This is a genomic window from Onishia taeanensis, from assembly GCF_013349955.1.
GTDB lineage: Bacteria > Pseudomonadota > Gammaproteobacteria > Pseudomonadales > Halomonadaceae > Onishia > Onishia taeanensis_B.
On record NZ_JABVXC010000014.1, the window covers coordinates 105,923 to 121,042 of the forward strand.

14 protein-coding genes are annotated in these 15,120 nt (G+C 64.7%); 7 read left to right on the forward strand and 7 right to left on the reverse strand.

The features are described from left to right. Positions 1-17: 17 nt before the first annotated feature. Positions 18-431, reverse strand: a complete 414-nt coding sequence (locus HUS66_RS15180) for a PaaI family thioesterase (RefSeq protein WP_175072009.1) — start codon at positions 429-431, stop codon at positions 18-20. A gap of 181 nt (positions 432-612) precedes the next feature. Next, a complete protein-coding gene (locus tag HUS66_RS15185; protein ID WP_175072011.1) occupies positions 613-2,805 on the reverse strand; it encodes a malate synthase G in 2,193 nt (730 codons plus the stop codon). A gap of 231 nt (positions 2,806-3,036) precedes the next feature. Here HUS66_RS15185 and HUS66_RS15190 point away from each other — a divergent pair, with 231 nt between their 5' ends. The 3 genes from HUS66_RS15190 (at position 3,037) to HUS66_RS15200 (ending at position 5,775) form a co-directional block, all read left to right on the forward strand. Next, positions 3,037-4,023 carry an alpha/beta hydrolase gene (locus HUS66_RS15190; protein ID WP_175072013.1) on the forward strand — a complete coding sequence of 329 codons (987 nt, stop codon included), beginning with the start codon at positions 3,037-3,039 and terminating at the stop codon, positions 4,021-4,023. Continuing rightward, positions 4,020-4,556, forward strand: coding sequence for a hypothetical protein (locus HUS66_RS15195; protein WP_175072015.1), 537 nt, complete (start codon positions 4,020-4,022; stop codon positions 4,554-4,556). The genes HUS66_RS15190 and HUS66_RS15195 overlap by 4 nt, the downstream gene beginning before the upstream one ends. Before the next feature lie 121 nt (positions 4,557-4,677). Then, entirely contained in the window at positions 4,678-5,775 is a 1,098-nt protein-coding gene (locus HUS66_RS15200) for an aminotransferase class I/II-fold pyridoxal phosphate-dependent enzyme (RefSeq protein WP_175072016.1), read from the forward strand. Between the two features lie 60 nt (positions 5,776-5,835). Here the strand turns inward: HUS66_RS15200 and HUS66_RS15205 are convergent, their stop codons facing one another. Then, a complete protein-coding gene (locus tag HUS66_RS15205) occupies positions 5,836-7,344 on the reverse strand; it encodes a YifB family Mg chelatase-like AAA ATPase (RefSeq protein WP_175072018.1) in 1,509 nt (502 codons plus the stop codon). Positions 7,345-7,433: 89 nt separating this feature from the next. Next, positions 7,434-7,829: an accessory factor UbiK family protein gene (locus tag HUS66_RS15210; protein WP_175072020.1), complete on the reverse strand. Its 396-nt coding sequence runs from the start codon at positions 7,827-7,829 to the stop codon at positions 7,434-7,436. Between the two features lie 348 nt (positions 7,830-8,177). Between HUS66_RS15210 and HUS66_RS15215 the strand changes: the two genes are divergently transcribed. From HUS66_RS15215 to glnK, 3 genes are all read left to right on the forward strand, one after another. Further along, positions 8,178-8,516 (forward strand): P-II family nitrogen regulator, encoded by a 339-nt coding sequence (locus HUS66_RS15215; protein WP_092526622.1) that lies wholly within the window; start codon positions 8,178-8,180, stop codon positions 8,514-8,516. 111 nt (positions 8,517-8,627) lie between these two features. Further along, the gene (locus HUS66_RS15220; RefSeq protein ID WP_175072022.1) at positions 8,628-9,878 is read left to right on the forward strand and encodes an ammonium transporter; all 1,251 of its coding nucleotides are present in this window, start codon (positions 8,628-8,630) and stop codon (positions 9,876-9,878) included. A gap of 168 nt (positions 9,879-10,046) precedes the next feature. Beyond that, complete coding sequence (glnK, locus tag HUS66_RS15225; protein WP_092526629.1) at positions 10,047-10,385, forward strand: P-II family nitrogen regulator; 339 nt, start codon at positions 10,047-10,049, stop codon at positions 10,383-10,385. A gap of 160 nt (positions 10,386-10,545) precedes the next feature. Here glnK and HUS66_RS15230 read toward each other — a convergent pair whose 3' ends face one another. After that, positions 10,546-11,322, reverse strand: coding sequence for a ferredoxin--NADP reductase (locus HUS66_RS15230; protein WP_112055988.1), 777 nt, complete (start codon positions 11,320-11,322; stop codon positions 10,546-10,548). A gap of 159 nt (positions 11,323-11,481) precedes the next feature. Here HUS66_RS15230 and HUS66_RS15235 point away from each other — a divergent pair, with 159 nt between their 5' ends. Further along, a complete protein-coding gene (locus HUS66_RS15235; protein ID WP_175072024.1) occupies positions 11,482-12,408 on the forward strand; it encodes a LysR family transcriptional regulator in 927 nt (308 codons plus the stop codon). A 72-nt stretch (positions 12,409-12,480) separates the two neighbouring features. Here the strand turns inward: HUS66_RS15235 and HUS66_RS15240 are convergent, their stop codons facing one another. Beyond that, positions 12,481-14,580 (reverse strand): methyl-accepting chemotaxis protein, encoded by a 2,100-nt coding sequence (locus tag HUS66_RS15240; protein ID WP_175072026.1) that lies wholly within the window; start codon positions 14,578-14,580, stop codon positions 12,481-12,483. Between the two features lie 42 nt (positions 14,581-14,622). Next, a partial coding sequence (locus HUS66_RS15245; protein WP_254628856.1) for a methyl-accepting chemotaxis protein occupies positions 14,623-15,120 on the reverse strand: 498 nt, incomplete at its 5' end.

Consider the following 15,120-nt stretch of genomic DNA (forward strand, 5'->3'; position numbering starts at 1 on the left):
GACGGGGCGTTCAAGACTCAGTCGCCGTCGGGCAGTGAATAGGTCGAGGTGACGATGGCTACCGGCTGCTCGTCGCCGGCGGAGTAGAGCTCCACTTCGCCGACTGCCAGGCGCCGGCCCAGCTTGACGATTCGCGCGTTGGCGATCAGGTCGCGATCGCCCCGGGCACGGCGCAGGAAGTGGCAGTTGAAGTCGGTAGTCACGGCCATCGCTTCGGGACCGATCTGGGCCAGAATCGCCACATACAGACAGACATCGGCGAGCCCCATGATGCTCGGCCCGGACACGCTGGCGCCGGGACGCAGATGCTCGTCCTCGATGGCGAGGCTCATGGTGGCGCGCATCTCATCGACGCCCTCGATGGTGCCCTGGCGATGGGGAAAGGCCTCGTCGAGAAATTCTTCGATGGCGGCGGCGGACATCACGGTCATCGGGCTCTCCCTGTATGGCTGTTCGACGGGTGGCGCAGCATCGACGGGAACAATGGCGCCGCCGTCAAGATAGCCCAGAGAGCTGGAAGCTGGAAGCTGGAAGCCAAGATCCAACCACCACCACAAAACCCAATAACCGGTTTTCGCTTTTGACTTTTCTTCCGACTTCCAGCTTATGACTTCAAGCTCCGGGCGTAGCTCGGCCCGCCTTGTGCACTGCCCGCCAGTGGTGCAACAGCGGCTCGGTATAGCCCGCCGGCTGTACCCGGCCCTTGAACACCAGGTCACAAGCGGCCTGGAAGGCGCTGGAGGCAGCGAAGTCGGCGCTCATCGCCGTGTAGTCCGGGTCGCCGGCATTCTGCTCGTCGACGACTCGCGCCATGCGCTCGAGAGTCTCCTGAACGCGGTCCGGACTCACCACGCCGTGGTGCAGCCAGTTGGCGATATGCTGGCTGGAAATCCGCAGGGTGGCGCGGTCCTCCATCAGGCCGACGTTGTGGATATCCGGCACCTTGGAACAGCCGGTACCGTGCTCGACCCAGCGCACCACGTAGCCGAGGATGCCCTGACAGTTATTATCGAGCTCCTGCTGAATGTCCTCGTCGGACCAGTCAGGCGTCTCGGCCACCGGCACGGTCAGCAGATCATCGAGAAGATCGGCTTCACCCTTGTCTTCCAGCTCACGCTGGACAGCGTTCACGTCGATCTGGTGATAGTGCAGGGCGTGCAGCACCGCGGCGGTGGGCGACGGTACCCAGGCGGTGTTGGCGCCGGCCTTGGGGTGACCGACCTTCTGCTCGAGCATGGCAGCCATGCGGTCCGGCATCGCCCACATGCCCTTGCCGATCTGAGCCCGGCCACGCAACCCGCAGGCCAGACCGATCTGCACATTGTTGTGCTCGTAGGCGCCGATCCACTTGCTGCCTTTCATGTCACCCTTGCGAATCATCGGCCCGGCTTCCATGGCCGTGTGCATCTCGTCGCCGGTGCGATCCAGGAAGCCGGTATTGATGAAGGCGACCCGTGACGCGGCTTCGTGGATGCAGGCCTTGAGGTTGGCCGAGGTGCGGCGCTCCTCGTCCATGATGCCCATTTTCAGGGTGTCCCGCTGCATGCCCAGCAGGTCCTCGACGCGGGAGAACAGCTCGCTTGCGAAAGCCACCTCGTCCGGGCCGTGCATCTTCGGCTTGACGATGTAGACCGAGCCGCGACGCGAGTTGCGCGGCGCTCCGTCGGCCTTCTTCAGGTCGTGCAGCGCCAGCAGGCCGGTGACCACGGCGTCGAGTATGCCTTCCGGCACCTCGTTACCATCGGCGTCAAGAATTGCCGGCGTGGTCATCAGGTGGCCGACGTTGCGTACCAGCATCAGCGAGCGGCCATGCAGGCTCAGCGTGGAGCCGTCAGGCGTCAGATAGTCGCGATCGGCGTTGAGGCGACGAGTGACGGTCTTGCCGCCCTTTTCGATCTGTTCTTCGAGATCGCCACGCATCAGTCCCAGCCAGTTGCGATAGACACCGACCTTGTCCTCGGCATCCACCGCAGCCACGGAGTCTTCGCAGTCCATGATGGTGCTCAGGGCAGCCTCGACCACCAGGTCCTTGACCCCGGCCGGGTCGGTCTTGCCGATCGGGTGGCTGCTGTCGAACTGCAGTTCCAGGTGCAAACCATGATTGGCCATCAGGATGGCGGTTGGCGCACTCGCCTCGCCCTGATAACCGATCAACTTGCCGGGATCCTTGAGCCCGGTCTCACGGCCGCCCTCGAGACGCACCAGCAGATGACCATCGCGCAGCGAATAGCCGACGGCATCGCGATGCGAACCGGTGGCCAGCGGCACGGCACGGTCGAGCACGCCACGTGCGTAAGCCACCACCTTGGCGCCACGCTTGGGGTTGTAGCTGGTACCCTTCTCGGCACCATCGTCTTCGCTGATCGCATCGGTACCGTAGAGCGCGTCGTACAGGCTGCCCCAGCGTGCATTGGCCGCGTTCAGGGCATAGCGGGCGTTGCTGACCGGCACCACCAGCTGCGGACCGGCCTGAACGGCGATCTCGCGGTCGGTATTGGCGGTAGTGGCGCTGACGGTCTTCGGCGCGTCGACCAGATAGCCGATCTCCTCAAGGAAGGCGCGGTAGGCTGGCATGTCACTCACCGGGCCGGGGTGTTCCCGATGCCAGGCATCCAGCTTCTGCTGCAGGCGCTCGCGCTCGGCGAGCAATTCCCGGTTGCGCGGTGTCAAATCAGCAAAGAGGGCATCAACGCCGGCCCAGAAGGCCTCGGCATCGATGCCGGTGCCCGGCAGGGCCTGATCGGTGAGGAAGCTATCCAGCTCGCGAGCCACCTGAAGGCGGTGGCGGGTAACTCGTTCAACCATGGGGATCTCCTGATGCACGCTGACCAACCGGCCAGACTCGCCACAGCGAGTGCCCTCTCGTTGGCACGCAGGGCAGTTTGTGGAAATTAATTCCAGAATATTCTCGAGCTGATGCTATCCCATATTTCGTCGGCCGTCGTCAATTCCTCGACCAAATGATGAGAACCGTCGTTTACAAATATGGCTTGTGCCCCCCGCTAGCGCTAGCATGTGAGCACTAGGGAGAGATTGATGACCGACTTCGCATCACTGCAGGCGCTTGGGCCGATGGAACGCACTGGTGCGCCCGGTGGACCACCCCATGCCGGGACCCTCGGCCGATATCTCGAGCATTACCAGCTGTCGCCGCTGCTCGCCGACCAGGTCGGCCTGCATGTGGGCTTTATCGAGGCCGGAAACTTTCGCCTCTGGGCCCAGGTATGGAGCCCCGCCGAACCCAAGGGCACGGCCTTCGTGGTGCATGGCTACTTCGACCATCTAGGCCTCTATCGCCACCTGCTGGCCCTGCTGCTCGAGCGCGGCTGGCGCGTCGTGATGTGGGACCTGCCCGGCCATGGCCTGTCCAGCGGCCCTCGGGCCACCATCGAGGATTTCGACGACTACGGGCTATGCTTGCGAGCATTGCAGGACCACCTCTCCCATCGCGGCCTGGCGCCCAAGCCCTGGATCGGCATCGGCCAGAGCACCGGCGCGGCGATTCTTGCCACCGACGCCCTGCGCCAGGGGCCCGATAGTCACTGGGCAGGGCTTGCCCTGCTGGCGCCGCTGGTCCGGCCCTTCGGCTGGTCGCAGTCGAGCTGGCTGCACCTACTTGCCGGCCCTTTCCTGCGCAGCCTGCCCAGGCGCTTCAACCCCAACTCCACCGACAGCGACTTCACCACCTTCCTCAAGGAGAGCGATCCCCTGCAACCCGATCGCCTGCCGGTAAGCTGGATCAACGCCATGCGCCGCTGGATGCCGCGCCTGCTGGCGCTGCCCCCCAGCGAGCTGCCCGTGCTGATCCTGCAGGGCGAGCAGGACCTGACCGTCGACTGGCAGTGGAACCTCGAGGTGCTGCGCGGCAAGTTTCCTCGCGCCGTCGTCCACCGCCACCCCGAAGCGCGTCATCATCTGGTCAATGAAGCCGAGGAAATCCGTCAAAGCATGTTCGCCGAGCTAGAAACCTTTCTGGGTCAGTTCGAGACGCGCCCCGCCATGACCCAGGAACCCTCGGTATGAGCTACCTCACCGGCCCCACCCAGAAAGCTTGCCTGACGATGCTGGCCATACTCTGGCTGGTAAGCGGCTGCGCCAGCACGCCCGAGGGGCCTCCGACTCTGCGACAGGCGCTACTGGGGCTTAGCGATCGTGCCGCCGCACTGGTCCTGGCCCAGCCGGCCTGGTCGCAGGCCGATTCCAGTGCAGAGCAGGATATCGTGCTGCTGCTGGGCGAGCCTGAGGTCGACGCCAGCCTCGGCATTACCCCGGCGCGTTTTGGCGAGAGCCTGTCGCGCGCCCTGTTGGCCGCCCCCCAGGGCCCGCAGGTACTCGACTGGATGCCGAGCATGACCGCGCCCGAAAGCACACGCGAAAGCGATAACGCCAATCTCTGGCTGCTGGAAAGCCGACTCGAACCCGATGGCCCCAGGCTGACCCTCTCGGACCGTGACCTGCTGCCCTACCGGCTGACCCTGGCGCTGCGCCACCCAGGTGATGACGAGCTCCGCTGGCAGCGGATGGTAAGCGGCGCCTTCGACACCACCGCGCTCTAGCCCTTGAGCTTTCACACGCTCAAACGGACTAGCGAAGCCAGCCTCACTGCCCTGGCCTGCACAGTTGAGTCGCTCCTCCTCTGGCGCCACAATCGTCACACCGCCTGAAAGGAGAGCCCGCATGCCCCGCTTCGCCGACCACCTCTACCGCGACGGCCCCGCCAACCCCTTCCCGGGGATCAAGGCGCTGGAGCGCCGCCTGGGCCGTGAGATCCCCCACCGCCTGGGCTCCAACGAGGGCCTGGACATGCCGCACCGGGCGCTCGAGGCCCGCTTCGGCACGGCGCTGTGCGAGCTGGCCCGCGGCTACGGCGACGCAGGCGCCATGGGCGTGCGCACACGACTCGCTGAAGCGCTCGATGTCGAGCTGGACAACCTGCTGGTCGATGCCGGCGCCGACAGCCTGCTGGCGCTTGCGCTGCGCGCCGTGGCGCCCGCCGGCACCACGGTGGTGACCAGCGCCGGCAGCTACCCCACCTTCGGCTACTTCGCCGCCGGCCAGGGCTGCCGCATCATCGAGACCCACTATCGGGAAGCGCCCGGCCTGCTCGCCCCTGATTTGGACGCCCTGGCCGATGCCGCCACCCGCGAAGACGCACGGCTGGTGTATCTGGCCAATCCCGACAATCCCGGTGGACACCTGCACGACGATGACGCCATCGCCGCGCTGTGCGATGCGTTGCCTGAGGGCTGCACCCTGCTGCTCGACGAGGCCTATCACGACTTCCGCGCTGATGCGGCACGCCACGCCGTGCTGCCTGGGGTGATCCGCGTGCGTACCTTCTCCAAGGCCCACGGTCTGGCCGGACTGCGGATTGGCTACGCCCTGGCCGAAGCCGAGACCCTCGAGATGCTGATGAAGGTCCGCATCCACTATGCGGTGTCGTCGCTTGCCGAGGCCGCCGCCGAGACCCTGCTCGACCACCCGGACGAGACGCGCGAGCATATCGACGCCGTGATCGCGCGCCGCGAGCGCCTGGCCGCGCACCTGCGCGAGCTCGGCGCCGAGGTACTGCCCAGCGCCACCAACTTCATCGCCGTGCGCCTGCCCGATGCCGAGCTCGCCGCCCGGATACATGGCGACTTGCTCGCCGCCGGCAGCCTGATCCACCGACCGCCCCACCCGGCACTTGGCCATATCCTGCGTATCAGCGCCGTCGAGGACGCCCTGGCACCCGGCCGTCTGGCCGCGCTGGAAGAGGCGCTGACCAGCGGCTGAGACGTCTGCCAGCGGCCGAGTCGATCCCGCCACCTGAAGTGGCGCTGGCTGCCGCTCTTTTTAGCCCCGCTTCAACAGCCGGTCGAGCTGGCGAAAGCCGATGGCCTCCATCAACTCGGCTCGTCCGGGGCGCGGTTCGCCGGCAAGATCGGCAAGCGTCAGCGCCACCCGCAGCACCCGGTGATAGGCACGCGCCGAGAGCGATAGCCGCTCGAGCACGCTGGCAAGCCAGGCGCGGTCGGCGGCTTCCAGGGCACAGGCAGCTTCCAGTTCGCGCCCCGGCAAATGAGTATTGAGGGCACCGCGCTCGGCCTGTCGGGCCCGGGCGGCGATCACCCGCGCCCGCACCGTGGCCGAGTCCTCGCCGGGCTCACTCGAGGTCAGTTGTTCAGGCGCCAGCGCCGGCACCTCGACTTGCAGGTCGATACGATCGAGCAGCGGCCCGGACAACCGCCCCTGATAGCGCTGAATCTGTGCAGCGGTGCAGTGGCAGGCCCGCCGCGGGTCGCCGAGATAGCCGCAGGGACAAGGATTCATGGCCGCGACCAGTTGGAATCCGGCCGGGTAGCTGCGCTGTTGGCTGGCCCTGGCGATATGGATCTGCCCAGACTCCATGGGCTCGCGCATCACTTCGAGCACATGGCGGGAAAACTCCGGCAGTTCATCCAGAAACAGCACCCCGTGATGGGCAAGTGAGATTTCACCGGGACGCGGTTTCGAACCACCGCCCACCAGCGCCACGGCGCTCGCCGTGTGATGTGGCGCGCGAAAGGGCCGCTGCCCCCAGTTGTCGCGCAGGCCAAGCCCGCACACCGAGCGAATCGCCGCCACCTCGAGTGCCTCGTCCTCGGAAAGCGCAGGCAGAATGCCAGGCAGGCGGCTGGCCAGCATGGTCTTGCCGGTGCCGGGTGGTCCCGCAAACATCAGGTTGTGCCCGCCGGCAGCCGCCACCTCGAGGGCTCGGCGCGCCTGATGCTGACCGCGGACCTCGGAGAGATCGGCACTGACCGCGGCAGGCGGCAGTGGACTCGATAGGCGATGGGGCGTCAGTGGCGTTTGCTTCACCAGATGCGCGACGACTTCGAGCAGATGGTCGGCGGGCAATACCTCGAGACCGCTCACCAGCGCTGCCTCGTCGGCATTGGCGCGGGGAACGATCAGCTTGCGGCCACGCGCCCGCGTGGCAAGCGCGACGGGCAGCACCCCGGGCACCGGCCGCAAGCGGCCGTCGAGCGCCAGCTCGCCTAAGCATTCCAGGTCGGTGAGGGATTCGGCGGGGAGCTGGCCGGAGGCTACCAGGATGCCCAGTGCGATCGGTAGATCGAAGCGCCCGCCTTCCTTGGGCAGGTCGGCAGGCGCCAGATTGAGGGTAATGCGTCGCGTGGTGGGAAACTCGAGCTGGGAATTGACCAGGGCGCTGCGCACCCGTTCGCGGCTTTCCTTGACCGCCGTCTCCGGCAGGCCGACCAGAGTCAGGCCCGGCAAGCCGTTGGCCAGATGCACTTCAACCAGCACTTCCGGGGCCTCGAGGCCGAGGCTCGCCCGGCTCGAGATGATCGCCAGTGTCATACGCGTTCCTTGCGTAGCTCAGTGTCTTTTACCAGACACTAGCGCAAGACATGGTTACCTGTCGCTGACGCTGTCATGACAATGCGGACTCAGTGCTGGTCCGAGGACTTCTTGTCGGCGGACGGCTTAGCGGCCTTGTCGTCACTGGAAGATTCTTCGCCGCTAGGCGACTCATCCAGCGCTTCAGGGGCAACTTCTGCGGCTTCGGCTGCCAGCGGCGTTTCGGTAGGCGCCGAGGAATCGCGCTCGATGGCGGCCTCCAGCGCCGCTACCTGTTTCTCCAGCGATTCGACCCGTGAGCGGGTGCGCTGCAGTACATCCATCAGGATGTCGAAGTCCTCGCGGGTCACCAGCTCCATGCGCTCGAAGGCGCTGCGCACCACCTGTTGAACGCTGCGCTGCAGTTCCTCGGGGGCGTGGGAGGCGCCCTGCAGGCGCTCGCCGAGCTGCTGGGCCAGACGGCTAATACGATCATTCGTCACCATGGGTCGCACTCCTGTCGGTCAATGTCGATGGCTGGTTACAGGATACGCAAGGCACGGCGATCACGCATGCCCTCTACGCCCCCCAGCATCTCGTCCTCTTGGTGCACAGCCTCGGTGAACGTTCAATGCACCCGCCAGGCGCACCGCCGGGATGCATTGGCACCAAATTAGTGCACAAACGCATGCTGCATTGCGAAACCACATTCCCTCCGCCTCAAAAGAACATCATAGATATATGATTTATATGAACTAAACAGGGAGTGGCACGCTATACGCAAGGCCTTGATTACGAACCACCAAGCAAGCGAAAGCACGCCAACGACAACCCCTTTCAGTGGGAGACACGGAATGAAACTCATCACTGCCATCATCAAGCCGTTCAAGCTCGACGATGTCCGCGAGGCGCTGGCCGACAACGGCGTCCAGGGCATCACGGTGACCGAGGTCAAGGGCTTCGGCCGCCAGAAGGGCCATACCGAGCTCTATCGCGGCGCCGAGTACGTCGTCGACTTCCTCCCCAAGGTCAAGGTCGAGATCGCCGTCGATGACTCACGGCTGGAAAGCGTTCTCGAAGCCATTCGCAACGCTGCCAATAGCGGCAAGATCGGCGATGGCAAGCTGTTCGTCACCCCACTGGAGGATGTGATTCGCATCCGTACCGGCGAGCGTGGTGCCGACGCGGTCTGATCCGCAGCGCCCCAACGCAGGGCCCTTTACATAACCCCCTAACCCTATAACGCGAGTACCACCGTCAGCGTCATAACGACACAAAGCAGCGCTGGCCCAGGAGAGTACCCTATGATCGAACTTTCAGAGCTGACTTACGCGCTCGATACCTTCTACTTCCTCATCTGCGGCGTGCTGGTGATGTGGATGGCCGCTGGCTTCGCGATGCTTGAAGCCGGCCTGGTCCGTTCCAAGAACACCGCCGAAATCCTGACCAAGAACATCGTTCTGTTCGCGATCGCCTGCACCATGTATCTGGTGATTGGCTACTACATTATGTATTCCAGCAGTGCGGGTGGTTTCCTGCCGAACCTGGGCTTTCTGATCGGCAGCGAAAACAGCCTGGACGCGATCACCGCAGGCGGTGACGACGCGCCCTACTACTCCATGCGTTCCGACTTCTTCTTCCAGGTGGTGTTCGTGGCGACCGCCATGTCCATCGTCTCGGGTGCCGTCGCCGAGCGCATGAAGCTGTGGGCCTTCCTGGCCTTTGCCGTGGTCATGACTGGCTTCATCTATCCGGTGTCCGGCTACTGGACCTGGGGTGGCGGCTGGCTGGCCGAGGTCGGTTACTCCGACTACGCCGGCTCCGGCATCGTGCACCTGGCCGGTGCGGCTGCAGCACTCGCGGGTGTGATCGTGCTGGGTCCCCGTAAAGGCAAGTACGGCAAGGATGGCTCTATCTATGCTATCCCCGGCGCCAACATGCCGCTGGCGACCCTGGGTACCTTCATCCTGTGGATGGGCTGGTTTGGCTTCAACGGCGGCTCGGAACTGAAACTGTCCGACGCCACTTCCGCCAACAACGTGGCTCAGGTGTTCGTCAACACCAACGCCGCGGCGGCTGGCGGTGTGATCGCGGCACTGATCCTGGCCAAGCTGTGGTTCCGCAAGGCCGACCTGACCATGGCACTGAACGGCGCCCTCGCTGGCCTGGTGGCCATCACTGCCGACCCGCTGTCGCCCTCTGCCCTGGGCTCCGCCTTCATCGGCGCCATCGGCGGCCTGATCGTGGTGGTATCCATCGTCAGCCTCGACAAACTGAAGCTCGATGACCCGGTTGGCGCCATTTCGGTGCACGGTGTGGTCGGCATCTGGGGCGTCCTGGCCGTGCCGCTGTCCAACGACGGTGCCTCCTTCGGTGCTCAGATCATTGGTATCGCCGGCATCTTCGCCTGGGTCTTCGTGGCAAGCCTGGTGGTGTGGCTGATCCTCAAGGCCATCATGGGCGTACGAGTCAGCGAAGAAGAAGAATACGAAGGCGTCGATCTGGCCGAGTGTGGCCTGGAAGCCTACCCCGAGTTTTCCGTCGCCAAGAAGTGAGGCGACACACCGAGTGAGCTGGCGTGCTCCCCTGGCCCCCTAACGGGGGCCTTTTTTATTCCCGCTCGGTGCGGTGTATGCTTGAGGGCATGTCCGCGGGATATGCCGCGTCGCACCCCGCACGGGGGTCACGACGCCCCCGTACCAACGAATACAAGGAGAATGACCATGAAGCTGGTGACCGCCATCATCAAGCCGTTCAAGCTCGACGACGTACGGGAAGCGCTTTCCGAGATCGGCGTGCAGGGCATTACCGTCACCGAGGTCAAGGGCTTCGGCCGCCAGAAGGGCCACACCGAGCTGTACCGTGGCGCTGAATACGTGGTCGACTTCCTGCCTAAGGTGAAACTCGAAGTGGCCGTGGACGACGCCATGGCCGAGCAGGTGATCGATTCCATCACCCAGGTAGCCAACACCGGCAAGATAGGCGATGGCAAGATCTTCATCTCGCCGCTGGAGCAAGTCATTCGTATCCGTACCGGCGAGACCGACAAGGACGCGGTTTAAGCTCGAAGCTCGAAGCTCGAAGCTCGAAGCTCGAAGCTCGAAGCTCGAAGCTCGAAGCCAGCATAAACAGCACCGCCCCCAGGCGCATGCGCCTGGGGGCGGTTTTACTTCCAGCTTCAAGCTTATGGCTTAAAGCTCCCGGCGAAGTCCGGGCTACAGTTTATTTCTCGACGAAGGCACGCTCGATCACGTAGTCGCCGGGCTCGCCCAGCCGTGGCGAAATCTTGAAGCCGAGATCGTCGAGCAGGGCGCTGGACTCGTCCAGCATCGCCGGACTGCCGCAGATCATGGCGCGGTCCTGCTTGGGGTCGAGCGGCGGCAGGCCGGTATCCTCGGCGAGCTTGCCGCTGCGGATGTGGTCGGTCAGGCGGCCCTGGGTGTGGAACTCCTCACGGGTCACCGTCGGGTAGTAGACCAGCTTCTCGGCAATCTCTTCGCCCAGATACTCGTGTGCAGGCAGCTCCTTGGTGATGAAGTCGGCATAGGCCAGCTCGCTGACGGTGCGCACGCCGTGGATCAGCACGATCTTTTCGAAGCGCTCGTACACTTCCGGGTCTTGGATCAGGCTCATGAAGGGCGCAAGGCCTGTGCCGGTGGACAGCAGGTAGAGGTTGCGGCCCGGCAGCAGGTCGTCGGTGACCAGGGTGCCAGTGGGCTTGCGGCTGACCATGATCTGGTCGCCGACCTCAAGATGCTGCAGACGCGAGGTCAAGGGACCGTCGGGCACCTTGATGCTGAAGAACTCGAGATGGTCCTCGTAGTTGGGGCTGGCGATCGAATAGGCGCGCATCAGCGGTTTACCCTCGACCTCGAGGCCGATCATCACGAACTGGCCATTCTTGAAGCGCAGGCTACGCTCGCGGGTGGTCTTGAAGCTGAACAGGGTGTCGTTCCAGTGGTGGACGCTCAAGACTTCTTCCAGGGCAAACTTGCTCACGACCGACTCCTTAAGGGTTCGAGGCGAGTATTCCAAAAACGAATAACACCGCCGTAAAGATCAATGAGTGAAGTCTAAGCATCGGCAACCTATCTGTTAAATGGTTTGTATGGATAACACTTATCTATAATGCCGATATACCCCCAGCGGAGTGTGACCATGCGCTATACCCTGCGCCAGCTAGAAGTCTTCGTCGCCGTCGCCCAGCACGAGAGCGTCTCCCGGGCCGCGCGGGAGCTGGCACTATCCCAATCGGCCGCCAGCACCGCGCTTTCAGAGCTCGAACGCCAGTTCGACTGCCAGCTGCTCGACCGGGTCGGCAAGCGCCTGAAGCTCAACGCCCTGGGCTTTCAGCTGCTACCCAAAGCGGTGGCGCTGCTCGACCGGGGCGAGGAGATCGAGGAGCTGCTGCGCGGCCAGCGCGGCATTGGCTCACTGGATGTCGGCGCTACGCTTACCATCGGCAACTACCTGGCCACGCTTCTGATCAGCGACTTCCTCAAGGCGCACCCGGACAGCCGGGTGCGCCTGCAGGTGGGCAACACCCGCAGTATCATCGAGCGGGTGGCGCACCATGAGCTGGATCTGGGACTGATCGAAGGCGACTGCCAGCACGAGGCGCTGGTGATACAGCCCTGGGTGGAGGATGAGCTGGTGGTGTTCTGTGCGCCCCATCACCCCCTGGCGGGAAGCGATGCGCTGGACATGGACCGACTGCTGCGCGAGGACTGGATCATGCGCGAGCGGGGCTCGGGCACTCGCCTGACGCTGGAGCACGCCGCCCGCCATCGTCGCGGGCGCTTCAACATCCTGCTGGAACTCGAGCATACTGAGGGCATCAAGCGGGCGGTGGAGTCCGGGCTCGGCATCGGCTGCGTCTCGCGCCTGGCGCTACGCGATGCCTTCAGGCGGGGCAGCCTGGTGGAACTTTCCACCCCGGAGCTCGACCTGCGGCGTCAGTTCTCCTTCATTTGGCACCGCCACAAGTACCTGACCACCGGCATCCGCGAGTACCTCAAGCTGTGCCGACAGATGACTGCCGGCATCCAGCGCAGCGATGAGATTCCCCTGCCGCTCACGCCCTAACGTTTACACAGCTCTTAACCGGTCATCCTGTAAAGAGCCGAGGCCAGCGCATGCCAAGCCTCGGGCTCAGTCTCAGGCTTCTTGAGGAGAGGCCAGGGCCGGCCGCTCTTGGCGCTCACGGAGGGTGAATCCTGACACCACTTCGTTCAACCGGTCCGCCTGATCCTTCAACTGCTCGGCGGCCGTGGTCGATTCTTCGACCAGGGCGGCGTTCTGCTGGGTCATGCGATCCAGCTCCGAGACCGCCACGTTGACCTGGCCGATGCCGTCGCTCTGCTCGCCGGTGGCGGCGGTGATCTCGCCCAGCACGTCGGTGACGCGCGTCACACTGGCGACGATTTCCTCCATGGTCTCGCCGGCGGCGCGCACCTGGGCCGCGCCCTCTTCGGTGCGCGCGCTCGAGGTGTCGATCAGGCCCTTGATCTGCTTGGCCGCTTCGGCGGAGCGACTCGCCAACTGACGCACCTCGCCGGCCACCACCGCGAAGCCACGGCCCTGTTCACCGGCACGCGCCGCCTCGACCGAGGCGTTCAGCGCCAGCAGGTTGGTCTGGAAGGCGATGCCGTCCATCACGTTGACGATCTCGCTGATCTGCGCCGAGGAGTCACGGATGCCCTGCATGGTATCGACCACCTTGCCGACCGCTTCGCCGCCGCGGCGCGCGACGTCGGACGCCGACTCGGCCAAGCCATTGGCCTGACGCGAGGATTCCGCGGTGTGCTCGACGGTGCTGGTGATCTCCTCCATGGAGGCCGAGGTCTCTTGCAGGCTGGACGCCGCATTCTCGGTGCGCCGGGAGAGATCCTGGCCCCCGTCAGCGATTTCTGTGGCGGCGATGCGCACCGATTCACTGCTGGCGCGCACGTCGAGCAGGACATCGTTCATCTTGTCGACGAAGGCATTGAACTGAGTGGCTAGCTCGGCCGTCTCGTTGCGCCCCCGCACCGGCAAGCGAGCGGTCAGATCACCTTCGCCGGAAGCGATGTCACTCATTCTGGCCGCGAGCTGGCGAAGCGGCCGAGCGATGCTGCCGCCGACCAGGTAGCTGGCCAACAGGCCCAGCAGGGCGATCACCAGCCCCATCAGGCCCATGCCGACCAGATCGGCCTGACGCTGCTCGGCGAGCTGGCCGCGCAGGTCGGTGAGTCCTGCCATGACCGCCTGCTCGGGAAGTCGGATCGACAGCACCCAGGTCTCGTCAGTCCCACCAATGGTGAAGGGCCAGGTCAACTCGAAGCGCTCACGTTCGGCGTTATAGGCATACTGCTTGCCACCTTGCTGAGCGGCATCGAGCTGCTCGACCAGGGGGGTGTCGAGCAGCTCCGTCGCTGCCTGCCCGAGCTTGCCCGGATGGTCGGTGCTACCGACCATCAACCCGCGGGAGGCCATCAACGCCATGCTGCCGGCGCCGTCATACAGCTCAGCGTTGGCCGCAACGAGCCAGTCCTGAATGAAGTCGACGCTCAGATCAACCCCGGCCACGCCGCGGAAATCGCCATCGACCATGACCGGCGCGTTGAAGGAGGTCACCAGGATGTTTTGGCCGTTGTAGTCGTAATATTTAGGGTCGATGATGCAGGTGCTTTCGGTTTCCCGAGGGCATAGGTAGTACTCGCCATTGCGCAGACCTTGATTGTTACGCTCCTCGCTTTCCATGCTGCCGCCCAGCGGCAATACCTCGATCTTGCCCTCGCCGTTGCGATACCACCAGGGCATGAAGCGCCCGCTGCCGTCATAGCCCTCATCGGTCTTGCCGGCGAAGACGGCATCGTTGCCGAAGGCATTTGGCTCCCAGCCGATGAAGGCATCCAGCAGGTCGGGGTTCTGGACCACCAGGTTGCGCGTCAGGTTGGAGAGTTCGTGGCGACCAAGGGTCAGACGTGCCTGGCCGTCTTGGTCGCGCTGGCCCATCAGAGCATTGGTGTCGGCCAGTTGCTCGGCCAGCAGCAGTGCCTGCTCGAGCCGGCGCTGGATATCCTGGCTGCGGGCCGCGGCCAGCGCCTGCAAACGCTCACGAGCGTTGTCACGCAACAGCTCGCTGGTGCGGGCTTCGACCAGGGCCTGGGAGCGGGAGTTGGCCAGCATGGCATAGCTCACCAGGGCAGCGACCACGATCAGGATACAGGCCCCCACCAGCAGGGTGACGAAGGACCGCAAGGATTTAAAACGCATCAGGGTTTCTCTCTTGAAGGGGATTGGCAACGGTTCAACGCATCAGGCTAACCGCGGCATGACTCGACGGTCGTCGGCCAGGGCCTGCTCGCTCAGGGTGAAGCCGGCTACCGCTTCGGTGAGCTGGTCGGCCTGGTCTTTCAACTGCTCGGCGGCCGTGGTCGATTCCTCGACCAGGGCAGCGTTCTGCTGGGTCATGCGATCCAGCTCCGAGACCGCCACGTTGACCTGGCCGATGCCGTCGCTCTGCTCGCCGGTGGCGGCAGTGATCTCACCCAGCACATCGGTGACGCGCGTCACGCTGGCGACGATCTCCTCCATGGTCTCGCCGGCGGCGCGCACCTGGGCCGCGCCCTCTTCGGTGCGGGCGCTGGAGGTGTCGATCAGGCCCTTGATCTGCTTGGCGGCCTCGGCGCTGCGCCCCGCCAGCTGGCGCACTTCGCCGGCCACTACGGCGAAACCGCGGCCCTGTTCACCGGCACGCGCGGCCTCGACCGAGGCGTTCAGCGCCAGCAGGTTGGTCTGGAAGGCGATGCCGTC

Excerpts from the sequence above, each read along its gene's own strand:
- HUS66_RS15180 (WP_175072009.1), bottom strand. The coding sequence starts at position 431 with ATGACCGTGATGTCCGCCGCCGCCATCGAAGAATTTCTCGACGAGGCC.
- HUS66_RS15185 (WP_175072011.1), bottom strand. The coding sequence starts at position 2,805 with ATGGTTGAACGAGTTACCCGCCACCGCCTTCAGGTGGCTCGCGAGCTG.
- HUS66_RS15190 (WP_175072013.1), top strand. The coding sequence starts at position 3,037 with ATGACCGACTTCGCATCACTGCAGGCGCTTGGGCCGATGGAACGCACT.
- HUS66_RS15195 (WP_175072015.1), top strand. The coding sequence starts at position 4,020 with ATGAGCTACCTCACCGGCCCCACCCAGAAAGCTTGCCTGACGATGCTG.
- HUS66_RS15200 (WP_175072016.1), top strand. The coding sequence starts at position 4,678 with ATGCCCCGCTTCGCCGACCACCTCTACCGCGACGGCCCCGCCAACCCC.
- HUS66_RS15205 (WP_175072018.1), bottom strand. The coding sequence starts at position 7,344 with ATGACACTGGCGATCATCTCGAGCCGGGCGAGCCTCGGCCTCGAGGCC.
- HUS66_RS15210 (WP_175072020.1), bottom strand. The coding sequence starts at position 7,829 with ATGGTGACGAATGATCGTATTAGCCGTCTGGCCCAGCAGCTCGGCGAG.
- HUS66_RS15215 (WP_092526622.1), top strand. The coding sequence starts at position 8,178 with ATGAAACTCATCACTGCCATCATCAAGCCGTTCAAGCTCGACGATGTC.
- HUS66_RS15220 (WP_175072022.1), top strand. The coding sequence starts at position 8,628 with ATGATCGAACTTTCAGAGCTGACTTACGCGCTCGATACCTTCTACTTC.
- glnK (WP_092526629.1), top strand. The coding sequence starts at position 10,047 with ATGAAGCTGGTGACCGCCATCATCAAGCCGTTCAAGCTCGACGACGTA.
- HUS66_RS15235 (WP_175072024.1), top strand. The coding sequence starts at position 11,482 with ATGCGCTATACCCTGCGCCAGCTAGAAGTCTTCGTCGCCGTCGCCCAG.
- HUS66_RS15240 (WP_175072026.1), bottom strand. The coding sequence starts at position 14,580 with ATGCGTTTTAAATCCTTGCGGTCCTTCGTCACCCTGCTGGTGGGGGCC.